9 protein-coding genes are annotated in these 16025 nt (G+C 69.1%); 3 read left to right on the forward strand and 6 right to left on the reverse strand.

Annotation, left to right across the window (positions count from 1 at the left end; translation table 11 throughout):
* The first annotated feature begins 609 nt into the window (after positions 1 to 609).
* The 3 genes from IT306_03245 (at position 610) to IT306_03255 (ending at position 4039) form a co-directional block, all read left to right on the forward strand.
* Positions 610 to 1530, forward strand: a complete 921-nt coding sequence (locus IT306_03245; protein MCC7367410.1) for a sugar ABC transporter permease — start codon at positions 610 to 612, stop codon at positions 1528 to 1530.
* A gap of 86 nt (positions 1531 to 1616) precedes the next feature.
* Positions 1617 to 2411: a carbohydrate ABC transporter permease gene (locus IT306_03250; GenBank protein ID MCC7367411.1), complete on the forward strand. Its 795-nt coding sequence runs from the start codon at positions 1617 to 1619 to the stop codon at positions 2409 to 2411.
* A 128-nt stretch (positions 2412 to 2539) separates the two neighbouring features.
* Positions 2540 to 4039, forward strand: a complete 1500-nt coding sequence (locus IT306_03255; GenBank protein ID MCC7367412.1) for an extracellular solute-binding protein — start codon at positions 2540 to 2542, stop codon at positions 4037 to 4039.
* 55 nt (positions 4040 to 4094) lie between these two features.
* Here IT306_03255 and IT306_03260 read toward each other — a convergent pair whose 3' ends face one another.
* The 6 genes from IT306_03260 to IT306_03285 form a co-directional block, all read right to left on the reverse strand.
* Positions 4095 to 5375, reverse strand: coding sequence for an arsenic transporter (locus IT306_03260; GenBank protein ID MCC7367413.1), 1281 nt, complete (start codon positions 5373 to 5375; stop codon positions 4095 to 4097).
* A gap of 635 nt (positions 5376 to 6010) precedes the next feature.
* Positions 6011 to 6580, reverse strand: a complete 570-nt coding sequence (locus IT306_03265) for a hypothetical protein (protein MCC7367414.1) — start codon at positions 6578 to 6580, stop codon at positions 6011 to 6013.
* An 81-nt stretch (positions 6581 to 6661) separates the two neighbouring features.
* Positions 6662 to 9580: an EAL domain-containing protein gene (locus tag IT306_03270; protein ID MCC7367415.1), complete on the reverse strand. Its 2919-nt coding sequence runs from the start codon at positions 9578 to 9580 to the stop codon at positions 6662 to 6664.
* A 270-nt stretch (positions 9581 to 9850) separates the two neighbouring features.
* Complete coding sequence (locus IT306_03275) at positions 9851 to 12253, reverse strand: EAL domain-containing protein (protein MCC7367416.1); 2403 nt, start codon at positions 12251 to 12253, stop codon at positions 9851 to 9853.
* A gap of 622 nt (positions 12254 to 12875) precedes the next feature.
* Positions 12876 to 15044 (reverse strand): hydantoinase/oxoprolinase family protein, encoded by a 2169-nt coding sequence (locus IT306_03280; protein MCC7367417.1) that lies wholly within the window; start codon positions 15042 to 15044, stop codon positions 12876 to 12878.
* A gap of 13 nt (positions 15045 to 15057) precedes the next feature.
* Positions 15058 to 15642, reverse strand: coding sequence for a hypothetical protein (locus tag IT306_03285; protein ID MCC7367418.1), 585 nt, complete (start codon positions 15640 to 15642; stop codon positions 15058 to 15060).
* Between the last annotated feature and the right edge of the window lie 383 nt (positions 15643 to 16025).

Here is a 16025-nt window from a genome sequence, read left to right on the forward strand (position 1 = left end):
GACTGAAGTCCCCGCCTACAGTCACGCCGTCGCTGCGCGACGGCCGTCGGGAACGGCAGGCACTGGTGCGACTGGCGCGTCGCGCAGCGACTGCAGGATCGTAGGCGGGGCTTTCAAGCCCCGACGCCGCCGCACGACGCAGGGCGATGGCATGTTCGTTGGTGTCCCCGAAGCATCAGGGAACGGGCGGTCGGGGACTGAAGTCCCCGCCTACAGTCACACCGTCGCTGCGCGACGGACACCGGGAACGGCGTCGTCTGGTGAGACTGGGGCGTCGCGCAGCGACTGCAGGATGGTAGGCGGGGCTTTCAAGCCCCGACGCGGCGGCACGACGACATCAACATGCAATCGCCCTGGCAGGCGAAGCGGTTCGGGAAGCGCCGTTCAGCAGCGCGCAGCCCAGGGCGCCGAGAGATGAGCGCTATCAGAAATATTGTTAGACAAAATCGCTTGACACTATCGTCTGATAGGTTTAGGCTTCGCTGCAGGCTGGTCTTGCCGGCCCCTGGCTACGCTCACGCACCCCACCTGGCGTTCGTGCCCCGCTCCACTGGCGGAGCGGTCGGGCGCTCATCGTGCCGCAGGCGTTTGCCCAAAGGGGGGCAGGCAATGGCGACTCTCGCTCGTGGTGTGGCGGCTCCGCGAACGCTGGCGCACCGGCTCCGGACGCCCCGGTACGCCGGCTATCTGCTGGTCTTGCCGGCCATCATCTACGTCCTGGCGCTGATCGGCTTCCCGCTGCTGCTCGGCATCTGGTACAGCCTGACCAACACGACGGTCGCCGCCCCTGGCCACTTCGTGGGCCTCCAGAACTTCGTCGACGTAGCGCGCGACCCGACGTTCAAGCTGGCCGTGCGGAACACCCTCATCATCGGGGTGGTGGCGACGGCCGCCAAGATCACCCTCAGCGTGGCGCTGGCCTTCCTGATGCTCGGAGCGTTCCCGGGGCGCGGCATCCTGCGGGTGCTGTTCGTGCTCCCCTGGACCATCCCGATTGCCCTCTCGACCATCGCCTACAAGTGGATGTTCCACTCCCAGTACAGCGTCATCAACTGGATGCTGATCAACGTCGGCATCCTGGATCAGGGCATCCAGTGGCTGGGCACGCCGATTCCGGCCATGGCCGCCGTGATCTTCGTCAGCACCTGGCGGGCGGTGCCGTTCGGGGCGATCACCGTGCTGGCCGGCCTGACGGCCATCCCGACGGACGTCATCGAGGCGGCCCGCATCGACGGGGCCGGCTGGTGGGCGCGCTTCGTCAAGGTGATCGTGCCGATCATCGCGCCGATCCTCTTCATCGCCCTGCTGTTCGACCTGATCTTCACGTTGACCGAGCTGACCGTCGTCTTCATCCTGACGGGTGGCGGCCCGGTGGATCAGACCCAGGTGCTGGCGAACTACGCGCTGCAGGTCGGCGTGAGCGGCACCCAGCTCGGCCAGGGCGCGGCCATCGCGCTGTACCTGCTGCCCGTGCTGCTGGTGCTGACCGTCCTGTCGCTGCGCCACATCGGCAAGCGGGAGGGCATGTGATCGCGGTGGACGCGCCGGCCCGGCCGGCACATCGACGGCGGCTGATCTCGCGGACCCAACAGGGCAAGCTGACGCGCGCCGCGCTGATGGGGCTGTACGTGCTGGTGGCGGTGTTCCCCTTCTACTGGATGGTGATCACCACCTTCAAGACCAACAGCGACCTGTACACGCTCGCCAACAACCCGCTCTGGTTCAACGAGCCGCCGACGCTCTCGCACATCCAGTACCTCTTCGAGAAGACGCTGTTCGGGCGCTGGATGCTGAACTCGGCGATCATCGGCGTCTGCGTGGTGCTGATCACGCTGGTCATCGCCACGCCGGCCGGCTACGCGCTGGCTCGGCTCGATTTGCCGGGCGCACAGCAACTGGGCATCGTGATTTTCGCGACGTACCTCGTGCCGCCCTCGCTGCTGTTCATCCCGCTGACGAGGGTCGTCTACGGCCTGGGTCTCCAGAACACGATCTGGTCGCTGGTGGTGGTGCTGCCGACGATCTCGATCCCGTTCGCCGTCTGGCTGCTGATGGGGTTCTTCAAGAACGTGCCGATGGAGATCGAGGAGGCCGGCCTCGTGGACGGCTGCACTCGGTTCCAGGCGGTGCTGCACATCGTCCTGCCGATGAGCAAGGCGGGGCTGTCGGCGGCCGGGATGTTCGCCTTCGCGATCTCGTTGCAGGCGTTCCTCTACCCGCTGGTCTTCACGTCGAGCGCGGTGGTGAAGCCGGTCACCCTCGGGGTGGTGACGGACCTGATCCGTGGCGACATCTACTACTGGGGCGAGCTGATGGCCGGGGCGCTGATCGCCGGCCTGCCGGTGGCGATCCTGTTCAACCTGTTCCTCGACGACTTCGTGGAAGGCATCACCGGCGGCGCCTTCAAGTAGGGAGCCGGCAGCGCCGGGCTCGGTGGCGAGTCCGGCTCACGCGGAGAACTCGCTCACGCGAGGCATGCTCAGCCCCGGTGCGTGGACGGGCCGGGGGCACGCGGTCTGACCGAAGGAGGTTGACCCCCATGGTGCGCGAGACATCCGGCCCTGAGGATCGGGCGGTGAACGGAGCGGCGGCGTCCCCGCGGCGGGGAACGCACACGCGGCGCGGCTTCCTGCGGACGGCGGCGCTGGGGCTTGGCGGGGTGACCGTGGCGTCGTTGCTGGCGGCGTGCGGCGGTGGCACAAACACGCCCGCCCAACCGGCCGAGAGCAAGCCGGCAGCGCCGGCGCAGCCAGCCGCGCCGGCGGCGGCACCTGCCAAGCCGGCCGAGGCCGCGAATCCCGCCGCTCAGCCGGCTGCCCAGGTCGGCCCCGGCGGGTTCGCCGGCGGCGGCTCGCTCAAGCTGCTGATGCGCTCCCACTTCGTGCCGGCCTACGACGTCTGGTTTGACACGTGGGCCAAGGACTGGGGCGAGAAGAACAAGGTCAGCGTGGAGGTCGATCACATCCTGGCGGGCGAGCTGCCGGCCAAGTGGGCCGCCGAGGTCGCCACCAACGACGGCCACGACATCCTCGGCTTCACCCAGAGCGGCGCGATCAACGTCTTCAACAAGAGCCTGGTGGACGTGGGAGACGTCGTCAAGCAGGTCGGCGAGGCGCACGGCGGCTGGGTCGATCCGCTCTCGACGAGCATCGGGCAGTTCGAGGGCGCCTGGCGGGGCGTGCCGGCCTACTTCATCGAGTTCGGGTGCAACTACCGCAAAGATCTCTTCGACGCGAACGGCCTTCAGCCCGTGGACACCTTCGACGACCTGATGAAAGCAGGAACGCTGCTCAAGTCGAAGGGCAACCCGATCGGCATCGCCATCAACCAGAAGAGCAACGATGCCAACAACTCGTGGAGCAGCCTGCTCTGGAGCTACGGCGCATCGTATGTCGGGCAGGATGGGAAGACCGTCACTATCAACTCACCCGAGACGAAGGAGGCCGTCAAGTACGCGCTGGAGCTGTACAAGAACACGATGACCAACGAGGTGCTGTCCTGGGACGACACCGGCAACAACCAGTTCCTGGCGTCCGGGCGCGGCGCCTGGATCCAGAACCCGATCAGCTCGCTGCGGACCATCGAGAAGGACAATCCGGAACTGGCGAAGAAGATCTACATCTCGAACGCCCCATCCGGGCCGAAGGGGCGGTTCGCCTCGGTGACGGTGGAAGTCTGGGGCCTCATGAAGTGGTCCAAGAACCAGGAGGCCGCCAAGGCCCTGTTCAGCGAGTACTACGCTGGCTACCTGGACGCGGTGAAGGCCAGCCAGGGCTATAACCAGCCGATCCTCAAGAACTTCCGGAAGAAGCCGATGGCGATCATCGGCGAGGACCCGAAGCTGCAACTGCTCCAGGACTTCGATCAGGCGGCGCGGGTGGTGGGGCATCCCGGCCCGCCGACGCCGGCCGCCGCCGAGGTCGAGCAGAATTGGATCATCCCGCTGATGATCGGACAGGCCGTCCAGTCCGAGAACGTCGATACGGCGGTGGACTGGGCCACCCAGAAGGTCGAAGCGATCTACGCGAAGTACAAGTAACGACGCATCGCGCGGATGCGGACGTGTGAGACGGTGGGCTGCTGCCGCGCACGAGCTACCGGGCCAGCAGCAGCCCCCCGAGCGCCGCCAGCAGGGCTGGCGGCGTCACCAGCAGCCCGACGCGAGCGTAGGCCCAGGCCGAGATGTCGATGCCCCGCCGCCGCAGCAGCATCAGCCAGAGCATCGTGGCGAACGAGCCGACCGTCGTCAGGTTGGGACCGAGGTCGATGCCGACGATGGCCCCGGCCACCAGTCGGTCGGCCGCGGCAGGGTCCAGGCCGTGCAGGGCAGCGGCGGTCACCAGGGCCATCGGCAGGTTGTTGATCGCGTTCGAGAGGAGCGCCGTCCCCAGCCCGACCGCCGCCGGCCCGAGCGCCCCGGCCGGGCCAGACGGTTCGGCCAGGATGCCGAGCAGGCCGGTGGCCGGGGCCGTGACGCCCGAGTGGACGAGCGCCTCGACGACGACGTTGAGGCCGGCCAGCAGCGCCAGCACGCTCCACGGCACCTCGCGGGCGAGGTCGGGCAGGCTCGGGCGGACGCAGCACGCGTCGAGCAGCACCAGCAGCAGCGCGCCGCCGCAAGCTACCGCCCCCAGCGGCAGGCGCAGCAGGTCTGAGAGCAGGTAGGCGGCTACCAGCACCGCCAGCCCGAGCGTGCCAAGCCAGGCCCGTCGTCCGATTGGCTCGGGGCGCGGCGGGTGGTACCGCTGGCCGAGCGCCCCCCAGGCGAGCGCCAGCAGGCCAAGGAGGGTCACCCCGGCCGAGAGCAGGCTCGGCAGCCAGAGCCGCTCCACGAACGTCGCCAGGGTCATCGGCGCGCCGACCATCACCAGCAGGTTGGCCGGATTCGAGACCGGCAGGATGAATGAGGCGGCGTTGGCCGAGAGCGCGCAGGCGTAGGCGTACGGCAGCGGCGGCAGCTCGAGGCGGCGCGCCAGCGTGAAGACGACGGGCGTCAGCAGCAGGGCCGTCGCATCGTTCGAGAGAAAGGCCGTCACCAGGACGCCCAGCAGGTAGACCCACACCAGCAGGCGGCGCGCGCTGCCCCCCGCCAGCCGGGCGACCAGTCCGGCCGCCACGTCGAAGACGCCGGCTCGCTCGGCGGTGAACGACGAGACCATCAGGCCGATGAAGAACAGAAAGACGTTCCAACTGCCGGCCACTGCCTGCACAGCGTCGGACGGTGTCACCAGCCCGAGCAGCAGGGTCGCCGCCGCCCCGCCGAGCGCCGCGTACAGCTCCGGCAGGCCGCGCGGCCGGAGGAGGATCAGCGCCAGGGTGACCACGGCGACGCCCGCGGCGAGGATCGGCGCGCCGGAGGTTGAGGGATCGGGCATGGCGAGAGGATAGCGTCGGGCGGGTGCGCCGCGAGCGGGGACGCGGCTCGCGCGGGCAGCGCGAAGGCCGCCCGCAACGCTATCCAGGCATCATGCGGGGGAATACCCCCAGGGGGCTGACACGTCCCCATGATTCCTGAGAACGTCGAATGCCGCTGCATGAGGGGGATCGCCGCGAAAAGGTCATCTGGCCCCGCCACCTGATGACGGATACCCTCCCAACTCTCGGCGCACGGCTGCCGATGATGTACATGCACCAGGCGGCGGGGAACCAGGCGTGGCCGACAGGGAGGGCGACGGCGGTGTGGCCCAGAGCACAGGCCCATTCCGCCATCGGTCGTGCCCCTCCGTGCCGTCAGCCTGGCAAGCGTACAACAGCAGGAGAATCGACCTCTCTTCCGGCACCCGTCCCTTCGACAAGAGGGTCAGCGTTCCCTGATCGTCCCACTTGCGCCGCGTCTCGCCAACGCGGCGCGCCCCCTCTCTCTGCGGTCGGGAGCCCCGCTCCCGGCCGCATTCTTTCGCCCGCCGATCAGGACGGGCGGCCATCGACGGCAAGACGTACTACGTGCTGCTGGCAGCCTCGCAAGGGTGGACGATGCCCTGGGCCTAGGGCGTCGGGCGCAGGACGGGTTTCAAGAAGAGGATGCGGCGGCGCGGCGGGACAGCAGCCCGTTCAGCAACGGCCCGAGCATCACTGCCGCGCTGCCCAGCCCGATGACCCACAGCCCGTGCTGACGGCTGGCGGTCGGCGGCAAGAAGCCCAGCCCGCCCAGCAGCCCGATCAGCGGCACGACGCCGCTCACCACGATCAGCGTCGTCAGCCAGCCACGCCGTCCGAGCCACCCCTCCAGCAGGGCCAGCAGGGCGGCGATCCCGCCGCTCGTCGGGAAGAGGTAGATCAGGGCACGCAGCGCCTGGGCTTCCAGCGGGTTGCCGGAGCTGCCGGGGATGAACTGGCGCAGGTCCGTTGTGCTGCCGAGGAGGCGTCCGAGCACATCGCCCGAGAGCAGCGCGCCCTGCGCCCCGACCTGGATGCCGAGCCACGGCATGGTGAACGCCGCCAACAGCGCCAGCCCGCCGATCAGCGACAGGACCGTCCCGACGGGCAGACTCGGGATCGTGGCCGGGGCCGGGCTGCTGGCGGCCCCGCGAAACGGGCGGGGCGCGCCGACCAGGAAATCGTCGTGGGTGGCATCAGGCACAGGCCGAGTGTACAGGCCCGGCGGCGCCCGGGCCAGTACGGGTGGAGGCCCGAGGCGGCAGGGGGTGCGGCCTGCGCGCCGTCAGGCGGCGTGCTCGTCCCCCATCGCCCCGTAGTTCGTCTCCTCCAGCCACAGCGAGAACGCCTCGGGCGCCAGCGGACGCGAGAGGTAGTACCCCTGCGCCACGTCGCAGCCCATCCCCGAGAGCCGATCCCAGGTCTCCTCGTTCTCGATGCCCTCGGCCACCACCGCCAGCCCCAGGCTGTGCGCCAGATCGATGGTCGAGCGGACGATTGCCGCGTCGCTCTCGTTCAGGTTCATCTCCTGGACGAACGAGCGGTCGATCTTGATCTCGTTGACGGGCAGGTGCTTCAGGTAGCTGAACGTCGAGTGGCCCACCCCGAAATCGTCGATGGAGATCTGGATGCCCAGGCCGCGCAAGCGATTGAGTACATCCTTGGTCCGGATCGGGTCCGCCATCAGCGTCGTCTCGGTGATCTCCAGCACCAGTTCTGAGGGCGGGATGCCCCAGCGTGCCAGCATGCCGCCGATCTGGGCCGGCAGCTCCGGCTCCTGGAGGTTGTGCATCGAGAGGTTGACGGCAATCGGCACGCGCAGGCCGTTGTCCCGCCAGGTGTGGTACTGCGAAAGCGCCTCCTCAAGCACCCACTGCCCGAGCGGACGGATCAGGCCCGTCTGCTCGGCCACGGGGATGAACCGGTCGGGGGGAACCAGCCCCTGCTCGGGGTGCTGCCAGCGAACCAGAGCCTCAACGCGGATGACCTGTCCGGTCTTGAAGCTGACCTTCGGCTGGTAGTGCAGCCGCAGCTCGCCGTTGTCGATGGCCCGGCGCAGCTCGCTGGCGATGGCCAGCCGGTCCACGTTGTTCTGATCGTGCTCCGGCGAGTAGACCGCGAAGCCGCCGTTGTTCCGCTTGGCGACGTACATCGCCACGTCGGCCCGCCGCATCAGCGTCGCCGAGTCGTCGCCGTGGTCCGGGCAGGCCGTGATGCCCAGGCTCGCCGCGACGGTGATCTCCTGCTCGCCGATGGTGAACGGGCGTTCGAGCGCCCGCAGGATCTTCTGCGCCACGCCGATGCCGCCCTGGATCCGGACGCTCGGCAGCAGGATGGCGAACTCGTCGCCGCCCAGGCGCGCCACCGTGTCCGAGGTCCGCAACGCCGACTGCAGCCGTCCCGAGACCTGCTGCAGCAGCGCGTCGCCCGCCTGGTGCCCCAGGGTGTCGTTGACGTCCTTGAAGCGGTCCAGGTCCATCACGATCAGCGCCATGCCGCGCTCGTTGCGCCGATGGGCGATGATCAGCCGTTCGAGACGGTCGTTCAGCAGCGTGCGGTTCGGCAGGCCGGTCAGGGCATCGTGCAGCGCCTGGTGTTCCAGGGCTTCCTCGGCCCGCTTGCGCTCCGAGATGTCCTTGGCGATGCCGTAGATGCCCACGATACGCCCGCCGATCACCATCGGCAGGGCCGTGATGGTCACCGCCACCTGCTCGCCGTCGTGGTTGACGAGGTTGACCTGGAAGTCGCGCGGCTTCCCCTGCGCGACGAGCTTCAGGTGCTCGGACACCAGCTCGCGGTCCGCCACGGCGATCAGCGGCATCAGCGAGCCGCCGATCACCTCGTCCAGGCTGTAGCCGAACAGCCGCTGGAAGGCCGGGTTGGCGCTGATGATGCGCTGGTTCGTGTTGAGCGAGAAGACGCCGTCCGGGTTCTGCTCGAAGAGGGAGGCGTACCGCTGCTGGGCCTCCTCGGCCTCGTCGCGGGCGCGCTGGAGATGGGCGAGGCTGGCGTCCAGCTCGACGTTGGCGGCGCGCAGCTCGGTCGTGCGCTCGGCCACCCGCTGCTCGAGGTGCTCGGTGCGGGTCCGCTGCTGCTCGATCATCCAGCTGACGGTGACGATCAGGCTGCGGACGTCGCGCGGGTGCCAGTTCTTGATCCGGACGGGCGGCTGCGAGAAGTCGCCGTTGCCGACTGCCGTCGCCACGGCAGCCAGCTGGGCGAACGGCTGGGCCAGCGCCTTGGAGAGCAGCGCTGCCACCACCAGGCCGGCCAGGACGGCGACCAGGGCGACGAAGATCGTCTTGTGCTCCGACGACGCGATCTGCGCAGCGTAGATCGCCTCCTGCCGTGCGACGACGACGGTCCAGTTCAAGTCGCGCGCCTGAATCGGCGCGGCGATGGCCCGCACGCGGTCGCCGTCCTCGTCGAGGCCGTTCCGCAGCTCGCCGGTCAGGTTTGCGGTCGAGCGGTAGACGGGCCGGTCGCCCAGCTTCCGCATCACCTCGCCCGACGAGCCTGGGTCGGCGCCAGCGTAGGCGATCACCTGGCCCTCGGCGTCGAGGACCGTCGAGTAGGGCGGGATGCCCTTGCCGGTGATCTCCTCGGCCAGCCGCTGGATCAGCGTCAGGTCGAGCGACCCCTCCGAGAAGCCGATCATCGTGCCGCTGGCGTCGCGGATCGGCGCGACGATCTGGATGGTGGGCACGCCGATGGTACGCCCGATCTGCACCTTCGAGATCGCGGTGTCCTGGGTGGCCATCAGCTTGATGTAGTAGTCGCGGTCGCTGAAGTCCTTGCCGACGCTCGGGTTGCCCTGGATGTCCACCGTCGGGCTGGCGGCGATGGAGCGCCCCTGGATGTTGGCGACGTACATCAGCGGGAAGGTGTTGTAGGCGGCCCGCTGGCGCTCCACCATCTCCTGCAAGATGGCAGGGTCCATGGTGCCCTGGGCCTCGACCTGCTTCGCGAGCGCCTCGATAGCCCGCGCGTGGGCATCGACGATCAGGCCGACTTCGCGGGCCAGCGCCTGGGCGGCCAGCCGGTTCTGGTAGTCGCCCTGCTCGATCTGGATGCCGGCCCACTCACGGGTCTGCACCCAGCCGAGGAGGAGCGTCGGCAGGGCCGCCATCAATCCAAGACAGAGGAAGAGGTGCGCCGACAGCGTCAGCCTCCGTGCCGAGTCGGGGAGCCAGCTATTGAACACGGTCGCCTCCTCTTTCCCTGAGTCCGCTCTCCATGAGCTCACCTTGTTTTCGAGAACGTCGGCCCCGCTGACCGGAGCAACACCTTTGATATCGATGCTCGTGTGCCACCCGAGCCGTCCTGGCCCGGATGTGCGATCCGCGGAGCGGTCGGCGGCGTGCTCCCCATGGGCGCCGACCTTCGCCGCCGGGTATCCTGGCCCCGGCCGGTGTGTCAGGTGATCTGCCGTCCGGTGGACAGTCGGACGACGGTTGTGCGGTCAGCGTCAGCGTCATGCAGGGATCGCCCGCGCTGACGGCCCCAGCAGGGCTGGGATCGATGGACTCAACAGGTCGGGGATGCGCTCGACGGGCTGCGGCGACCAGAAGAAGTAGCCCTGGCCGCGCTGGCATCCCATCCGCCGCAGCAGCGTCTGCTGGCCCCAGGTCTCGATGCCCTCGGCGGTCACGTGCAGGCCCATGCTCATGGCCGCCCCCACGATGCTCTTGACCATCGTGGCCTGGGCGGCATCCGTGTCCACGTCGCAGATCAGCGAGCGGTCGATCTTGACCGCGTCGAGCGGCAGCTGCGACAGCCGCCGCAGGGAGGCCGAGCCGGTCCCGAAATCGTCCAGGACCAGCCGCACCCCAAGGTGCTTCAGGCGGCGCAGCGTCTCTTCGGCCAGGTCAGGGCCGTCCAGCAGGCTTGACTCGTTGAACTCCAGGCTCAGCGAGCCGGGGTCCAGGTGCGAGTACCAGAGCGCCTGTGCCAGGTCTTCGACCAGCTCCGGGTGCTGGAGCTGCTGGGCTGAGAGGTTGACCGCCAGCCCGAGCGGCATCGCATCGCCGCGCAGCAGCTGCCACTCGCGGACCTGCCGGCACGCCTGCTCGATGGCTCGCTGCCCCAGCGAGACGATCAGCCCCGTCTGCTCGGCAATCGGCAGGAAGCGGGACGGCTCCACGAGGCCGCGCTCCGGGTGCTCCCAGCGCAGCAGCGCTTCCATCTCGATGATGCTCTGCGTCTCGAACGAGATAATAGGCTGGTAGTGGACGCGGAACTCGTCCTTGGCGATGGCCCGGATCAGCTCGGCGCGCACCTCGGGCGTCGAGAGCGGCTGCGAGACCGGCGGTCGCAGCGGCGTCGGGGCGGTGCGCGCCGACTTCGCGGCTGGCCCGGTCCCCGCGGCGGCCGGTGCAGCCGCCTTCGCCTCCGGCTGCTCGTTCAGCAGGCCGGCCAGCCGCTCGCGGGCGTTCGGCGTGCCCGCGCGGAACTCGCAGCCGGCCTCCCAGAGCTCGATGGGGCCATCCTGCAGGTGGTCGACATGGCGCACGTCGACCCGCACCGAGACGTCGATCTCGCCATCTGGCAGGCGGAAGGTCAGCTCCAGTTGATCGCCCGGCGAGAGCTGCTGCTCCGACAGCGCCGAGAGGCCGTTGTCGCTGATGTTGCGGATCTGCGCCAGAATCGGCGTTCGGCGCCGGCCACTGATCTGGTAGGCCGCGCTCGGGCGCAGATCGACGGCCACGCGCGGCTCGCGGCGCTCCTCGCGGACCTCCGTCCGCCGCCAGTGCCCGAGCAAGTCCGTCCGCTCGGCGATCAGCGAGGCCAGCAGGCCGCCGATCAACGCCCAAAACGCCGAGGACACGCCGAACAGCGAGAACGGCGTGCAGGCGATCACAAACGCGACGACGGCCCCGAAGCGGAGTTTGCCGCTGAACGCCTGCTCGACGGCAGACTGGAACGAGGGCAGGATCGCGACGCCAGCGAGCGCCAGCACGTAGCTGGCCGGCAGGATCGAGAGCATCGAGGCGACCGGGTAGGCCGCCACGGCGATGATCAGCGTCAGGCCCGCCGAGACCAGGTTGGCCCAGTAGCGCCCGCCGACCGGGCCGGCCTCGGCGCTCGCCATGATCGGCATGCCGTTGCGCGAGACGATGGCCGCGTGGCCCCCGAAGATCGCGTTGACGATCGAGTTGATGCCCAGGACGATGGTCACGATGTTCACTGGAACCCGGTAGCCCTGCCCCCGCAGAAATCCGAGTCCCTGAACGTTGCCGAGGCCCATCGAGAGGACGACCATCGGCACGCTGACCGCCATGAACGAGGAGAAGGTCAGCTCGATGGACGGCATGACCAGCGACGGCAGCTGCCACGAGACCGGCGCCGCCGAGAAGTTGCGGGTCAGCAGTACGGCAGCGGCCCCGCTCACCAGCGCCAGCCCGACCGGCGGGATCTGCTGGATGCGGATGGTCCGGCCGAGCAGGTAGCCGACGACGGTCGCCCCAGCCACAACGGCGTCGCCGACCGTCGCGTTGACCGCCTTCGAGACGTCCCCAAGGATGCTGCCGCCCAGCATGCCCATCGCGAGCGGCATCGGGAGCCACTCCAGCAGCCGGCCGCCGATGCCCGTCACGCCGAGCAGCACGATCAGGACACCGGCCAGCAGGTTTGCGCCGAGCAGCTCGGGGTACGAGTAGCTGCCGGCGAGGGTCGCCATGAAGAGCAGCCCGGGAATGGTCGAGGTGATCGGGATCGGCTGGCGGTAGATCAGCGAGAGCGCGATGGACGCGACCGCGCCCGTGGCCCAGATGATGAAGATCCAGCTCGACACTTCGGCCGGCGGCAGGTTGAACTGCCCGACTGCTGCAATCTGGACCGGGACCATGCCGACGGCGTACCAGATGAACGTCGTCACGCCGGCCGAGATCGCAGCGATATTGGCGTCGTTCCAGAGAGAGCGGAACCAGCCGATCCTCGTTGTTGATGACGATACCGCACGCGCGGAGCGGGATTGAGGCATGGGGCGTCCTTCCAGCCACAGCGGGCTGGGCCGCGACCACCCTCCAGCTCATGCCAGGATGCCGCCCCACCCATCTGCAGCCACGACTGCTCGACGTGGGGATGATCGTCGTATTCAGACGTAGGTTGAAGAGTTTTGTATCGGGCTTGCAATGAATCGGCCAGATGACGGATCGTGCGTCGCACCGATGACCGAGGCAACGGTGCGGTACTCGATAGCGGGCGAGCAGCACGACGCCATCGGCAGGGAGGGTGCATCGGCCATCTGACCGATGCAGCTACGTGTTTCGAGGCCGTTACGACGCATCATTGCCGCGTAAGACGGCCTATCTTGAATGCATGAGTGCGCGAAACCGGCCCTGGCGGGCCGGGCCGCGCGCGAGAATGGGCAGATTTTCGGCGGGCTGACCGGCCGTTCACGTTTTTTAGGAGAGTCAGCGTCGCTAGATTGCAGCGAGAATGCCTGCGGACCAGCGGTACGCAGGCGCCCCGGCCGCCGAACTGAACGGCGCTGGCGGCTACGGGCGGGTGAGCAGCAGGTTGCCCCAGGCGTCCACGCGCAGCCGCAACCCCGGGAAGACCACCGTCGTCGATCCCGCCTCCTCGACGATGGCCGGGCCAGCCAGCGTGTCGCCGACCCCCAGGCGGGCGCGGTCGTAGATGGGCGACTCAACCCACGCGCCGTCGAAGTAGACCGGGCGGGTCCCCGTGCACGCCCGATCTGGGGCCGTGCCGTCCTGGGGCTGAAGGGTGGCGACCGGCGGGCGGCGCATCGGGCCGATCCCGGTGACGCGCAGGTTGACCCACTCGACGCGCTGCCGGCCCTGGCCGGCCGGCCCGGCACCGCTCCCCCCTGGCTGTCTCGGAGCGGGGGGCTGGGAGGGTGAGGGTACCCCGGACGGCCGGGCAGGTGCAGTGGGCCGGTAGCTGAAACCGTACACCCGTTCGTGCGCCGTATGGAAGTTCGCTACGCCGGCGTCCGCCGCCTCGCGGGTGAGCGGTCCGGACGGCACCTCGACCCGCACCTCCCAGGCCTGCCCGAAGTAGCGCATGTCCGCCGCCCGCTCGATGCGCATCTCGGCGTCGGAGAAGCCTTCGCGGGCGAGCGCTGCGCGGGCCAGCCCTTCCAGCCGCTGATAAGCCGCTTCGGTGCGCTCCAGCTGCAGCTCGTCGTCGAAGCCGACGGACGTGACCACGTAGTCGTTCTTCAGGTCCACCGTCAGCAGCCCGAGCGCCGAGACGTTGCCCGGGCTGGGCGGCGCCACCGCCGCCCGCACGTCGAGCAGGTCCATCAGCTTGCCCGCCAGCAGCGGCCCAGACCCGCCGATGGCGACCAGCGCGTAGTCGCGCACATCCAGCCCACGCTTGACGCTGACCTGCCGAACAGCGTTGGCCTGACTCCAGCCGGCGATCTCCAGGATGCCCTCGGCGACACGTTCCCGCGACAATCCGAGTCCGTCCGCCAGCCGGTCGAGGCCGGCTGCCGCCAATTCCAGGTCCAGTGGGATCTCGCCGCCGAGCAGGTGCGGCGGGATCCGCCCGAGCACCAGGGCGGCGTCGGTGATAGTCGGCTCGGTCCCGCCGCGCCCGTAGCAGATCGGCCCCGGATCGGCCCCGGCGCTTCTCGGGCCGACCCGCAGCGCGCCGTCCGCGCCCCGCCACGCGATGCTGCCGCCGCCCGTGCCGATGGTCACGATGTCGATCATCGGCGCCTTGACGGGGTACCGCCCGACCCTCCCCTCGGTGGTCAGGCTGGGCACGCCGTCCGTCACCAGCGCCACGTCCGTCGACGTGCCGCCGCCGTCCAGCGAGAGGATGCGGTCGAAGCCGGCTGCCATCCCCAGGTGCGCCGAGCCGAGCGCGCCGGCGGCCGGACCGCTCAGAATCGTGGTGATCGGCTGCTCGGCGACCTCCCGCGCGGAGATCACGCCCCCGTTCGACTTCATCACGTAGAAGGGGACGGTCGGGCCGACCTCCGCCTCGATGCGCGCCTGGATCTGCCCGACGTAGCGGGCCACCAGCGGCTTGACGAAGGCGTCCACCAGGGTGGTGACGGCGCGCTCGTACTCGCGGTACTCCGGCAGCACCTCGGAGGAGATCGAGACGGCCGCCGCCGGGTGGACCCGCCGGATGATCTCGCGCATACGCTGCTCGTGCTCGCCGTCGGCGTAGGCGTGCAGGAAGCAGACCCCGATGCTGGTCACGCCGTGCTCGCGGAACCAGGTGGCGGCGCGAGCAGCCTCGGCCTCGTCGAACGGCCGGAGGGTCTCGCCGCGCACGTTCTTGCGCTCCGCGACCTCCTGCACGAAGTGGACGGGGACGATCCGCTCGGGCTTCACCCAGAAGTACGAGTTTCCGTACCCTTGCGGCACGCTCTGGCGGGCGATCTCGAGGATGTGACGGAAGCCGCGCGTGACGACGAGGCCCAGGCCCGGGAACTGCTCCTGCAAGAGCGCGTTCGTGGCGATGGTCGTCCCGTGTGAGATCGCCGCGATCTCCGACGCCTCGAACCCGACCACGTCGCGGATCTTGCGGACGCCGTTCATGAACCCGATGCTCGGGTCAGCCGGGGTGGTCGGCGTCTTGGTCGTCCAGACCGTGCCGCTCGCCTCGTCCAGCGCGACGACGTCCGTGAAGGTGCCGCCAGTGTCGATGCCGATCCGGTAGCGCGGGTGTGGACCGCTCACACTGGCTGGCCGTTCACGAGGGGCTGCGAGGGAGTGGCGGTGTGACGCGCCCACCGATGACGTACCAGACGTTGCGGTCGCCAGCCATCTCGACGGCCTGCTCGTTGTCGCGGCGGCGACCAGTGAGCACAATGTCCGCAAGGAGGACCGCGTCACGCTCCTGGCTGGTCAGCCGCCCGGCTTCGACGGCATCGTCCAGCATGTCTGCGAACGGGCCAGTCTCCATGACGCGCAACCGTCGAGCGATCGGACCGAAGGAGGCGGGGCCACGTCGGGCGTAGCGGAGTTCGAGCACCTCGACATCGCCGAGACGAGTCTCCGTGCGGCCCTGGGCCTCGGCGAGTTCCAGAAGCGCCGCCTCGACCCTCCCGAGCCAGCTCTCCAGCCGCTCAAGCCTGGTGTCTGTGTGCGCGTGCGCCTGCACCAGTTCTTCAAGCCTGGTCTCGGTGCGGACCTGGGCTTCCACAAGCTGGCGGACGAGCGCAGGCAGCTCACGGATCTCGTCGGACAGCACATGGCGACAGAGCTCGGCACGCCACTCCGGGTGATGATCCAGGAGCGCGATCAGGTCGTGAAAGTCTTCGACGCTGAATGCCATCGGATATCCTCGCCCGAAGTATATCGAGAAGTCCGACCCTGCCATTCGGTCTTCAGGGCGATTGCATGTTGATGTCGTCGTGCCGCCGCGTCGGGGCTTGAAAGCCCCGCCTACGATCCTGCAGTCGCTGCGCGACGCTCCAGTCGCACCAGTGCCGGCCGTGCCCGGCGTCCGTCGCGCAGCGACGGTGTGACTGTAGGCGGGGGCTTCAGTCCCCGACCGCCCGTTCCATGATGCTTCGGGAACACCAACGAACATGCCATCGCCCTGATGCTGCTACCAGTGCAATCGTATGTTGAGCGCGTCGTGCCGCCGCGTCGGGGCTTGAAAGCCCCGCCTACGATCCTGCAGTCGCTGCGCGACGCGCCAGTCGCACCAGTGCC

It is taken from the genome of Chloroflexota bacterium (genome assembly GCA_020850535.1).
In the GTDB taxonomy this organism is placed as follows: domain Bacteria; phylum Chloroflexota; class UBA6077; order UBA6077; family JACCZL01; genus JADZEM01.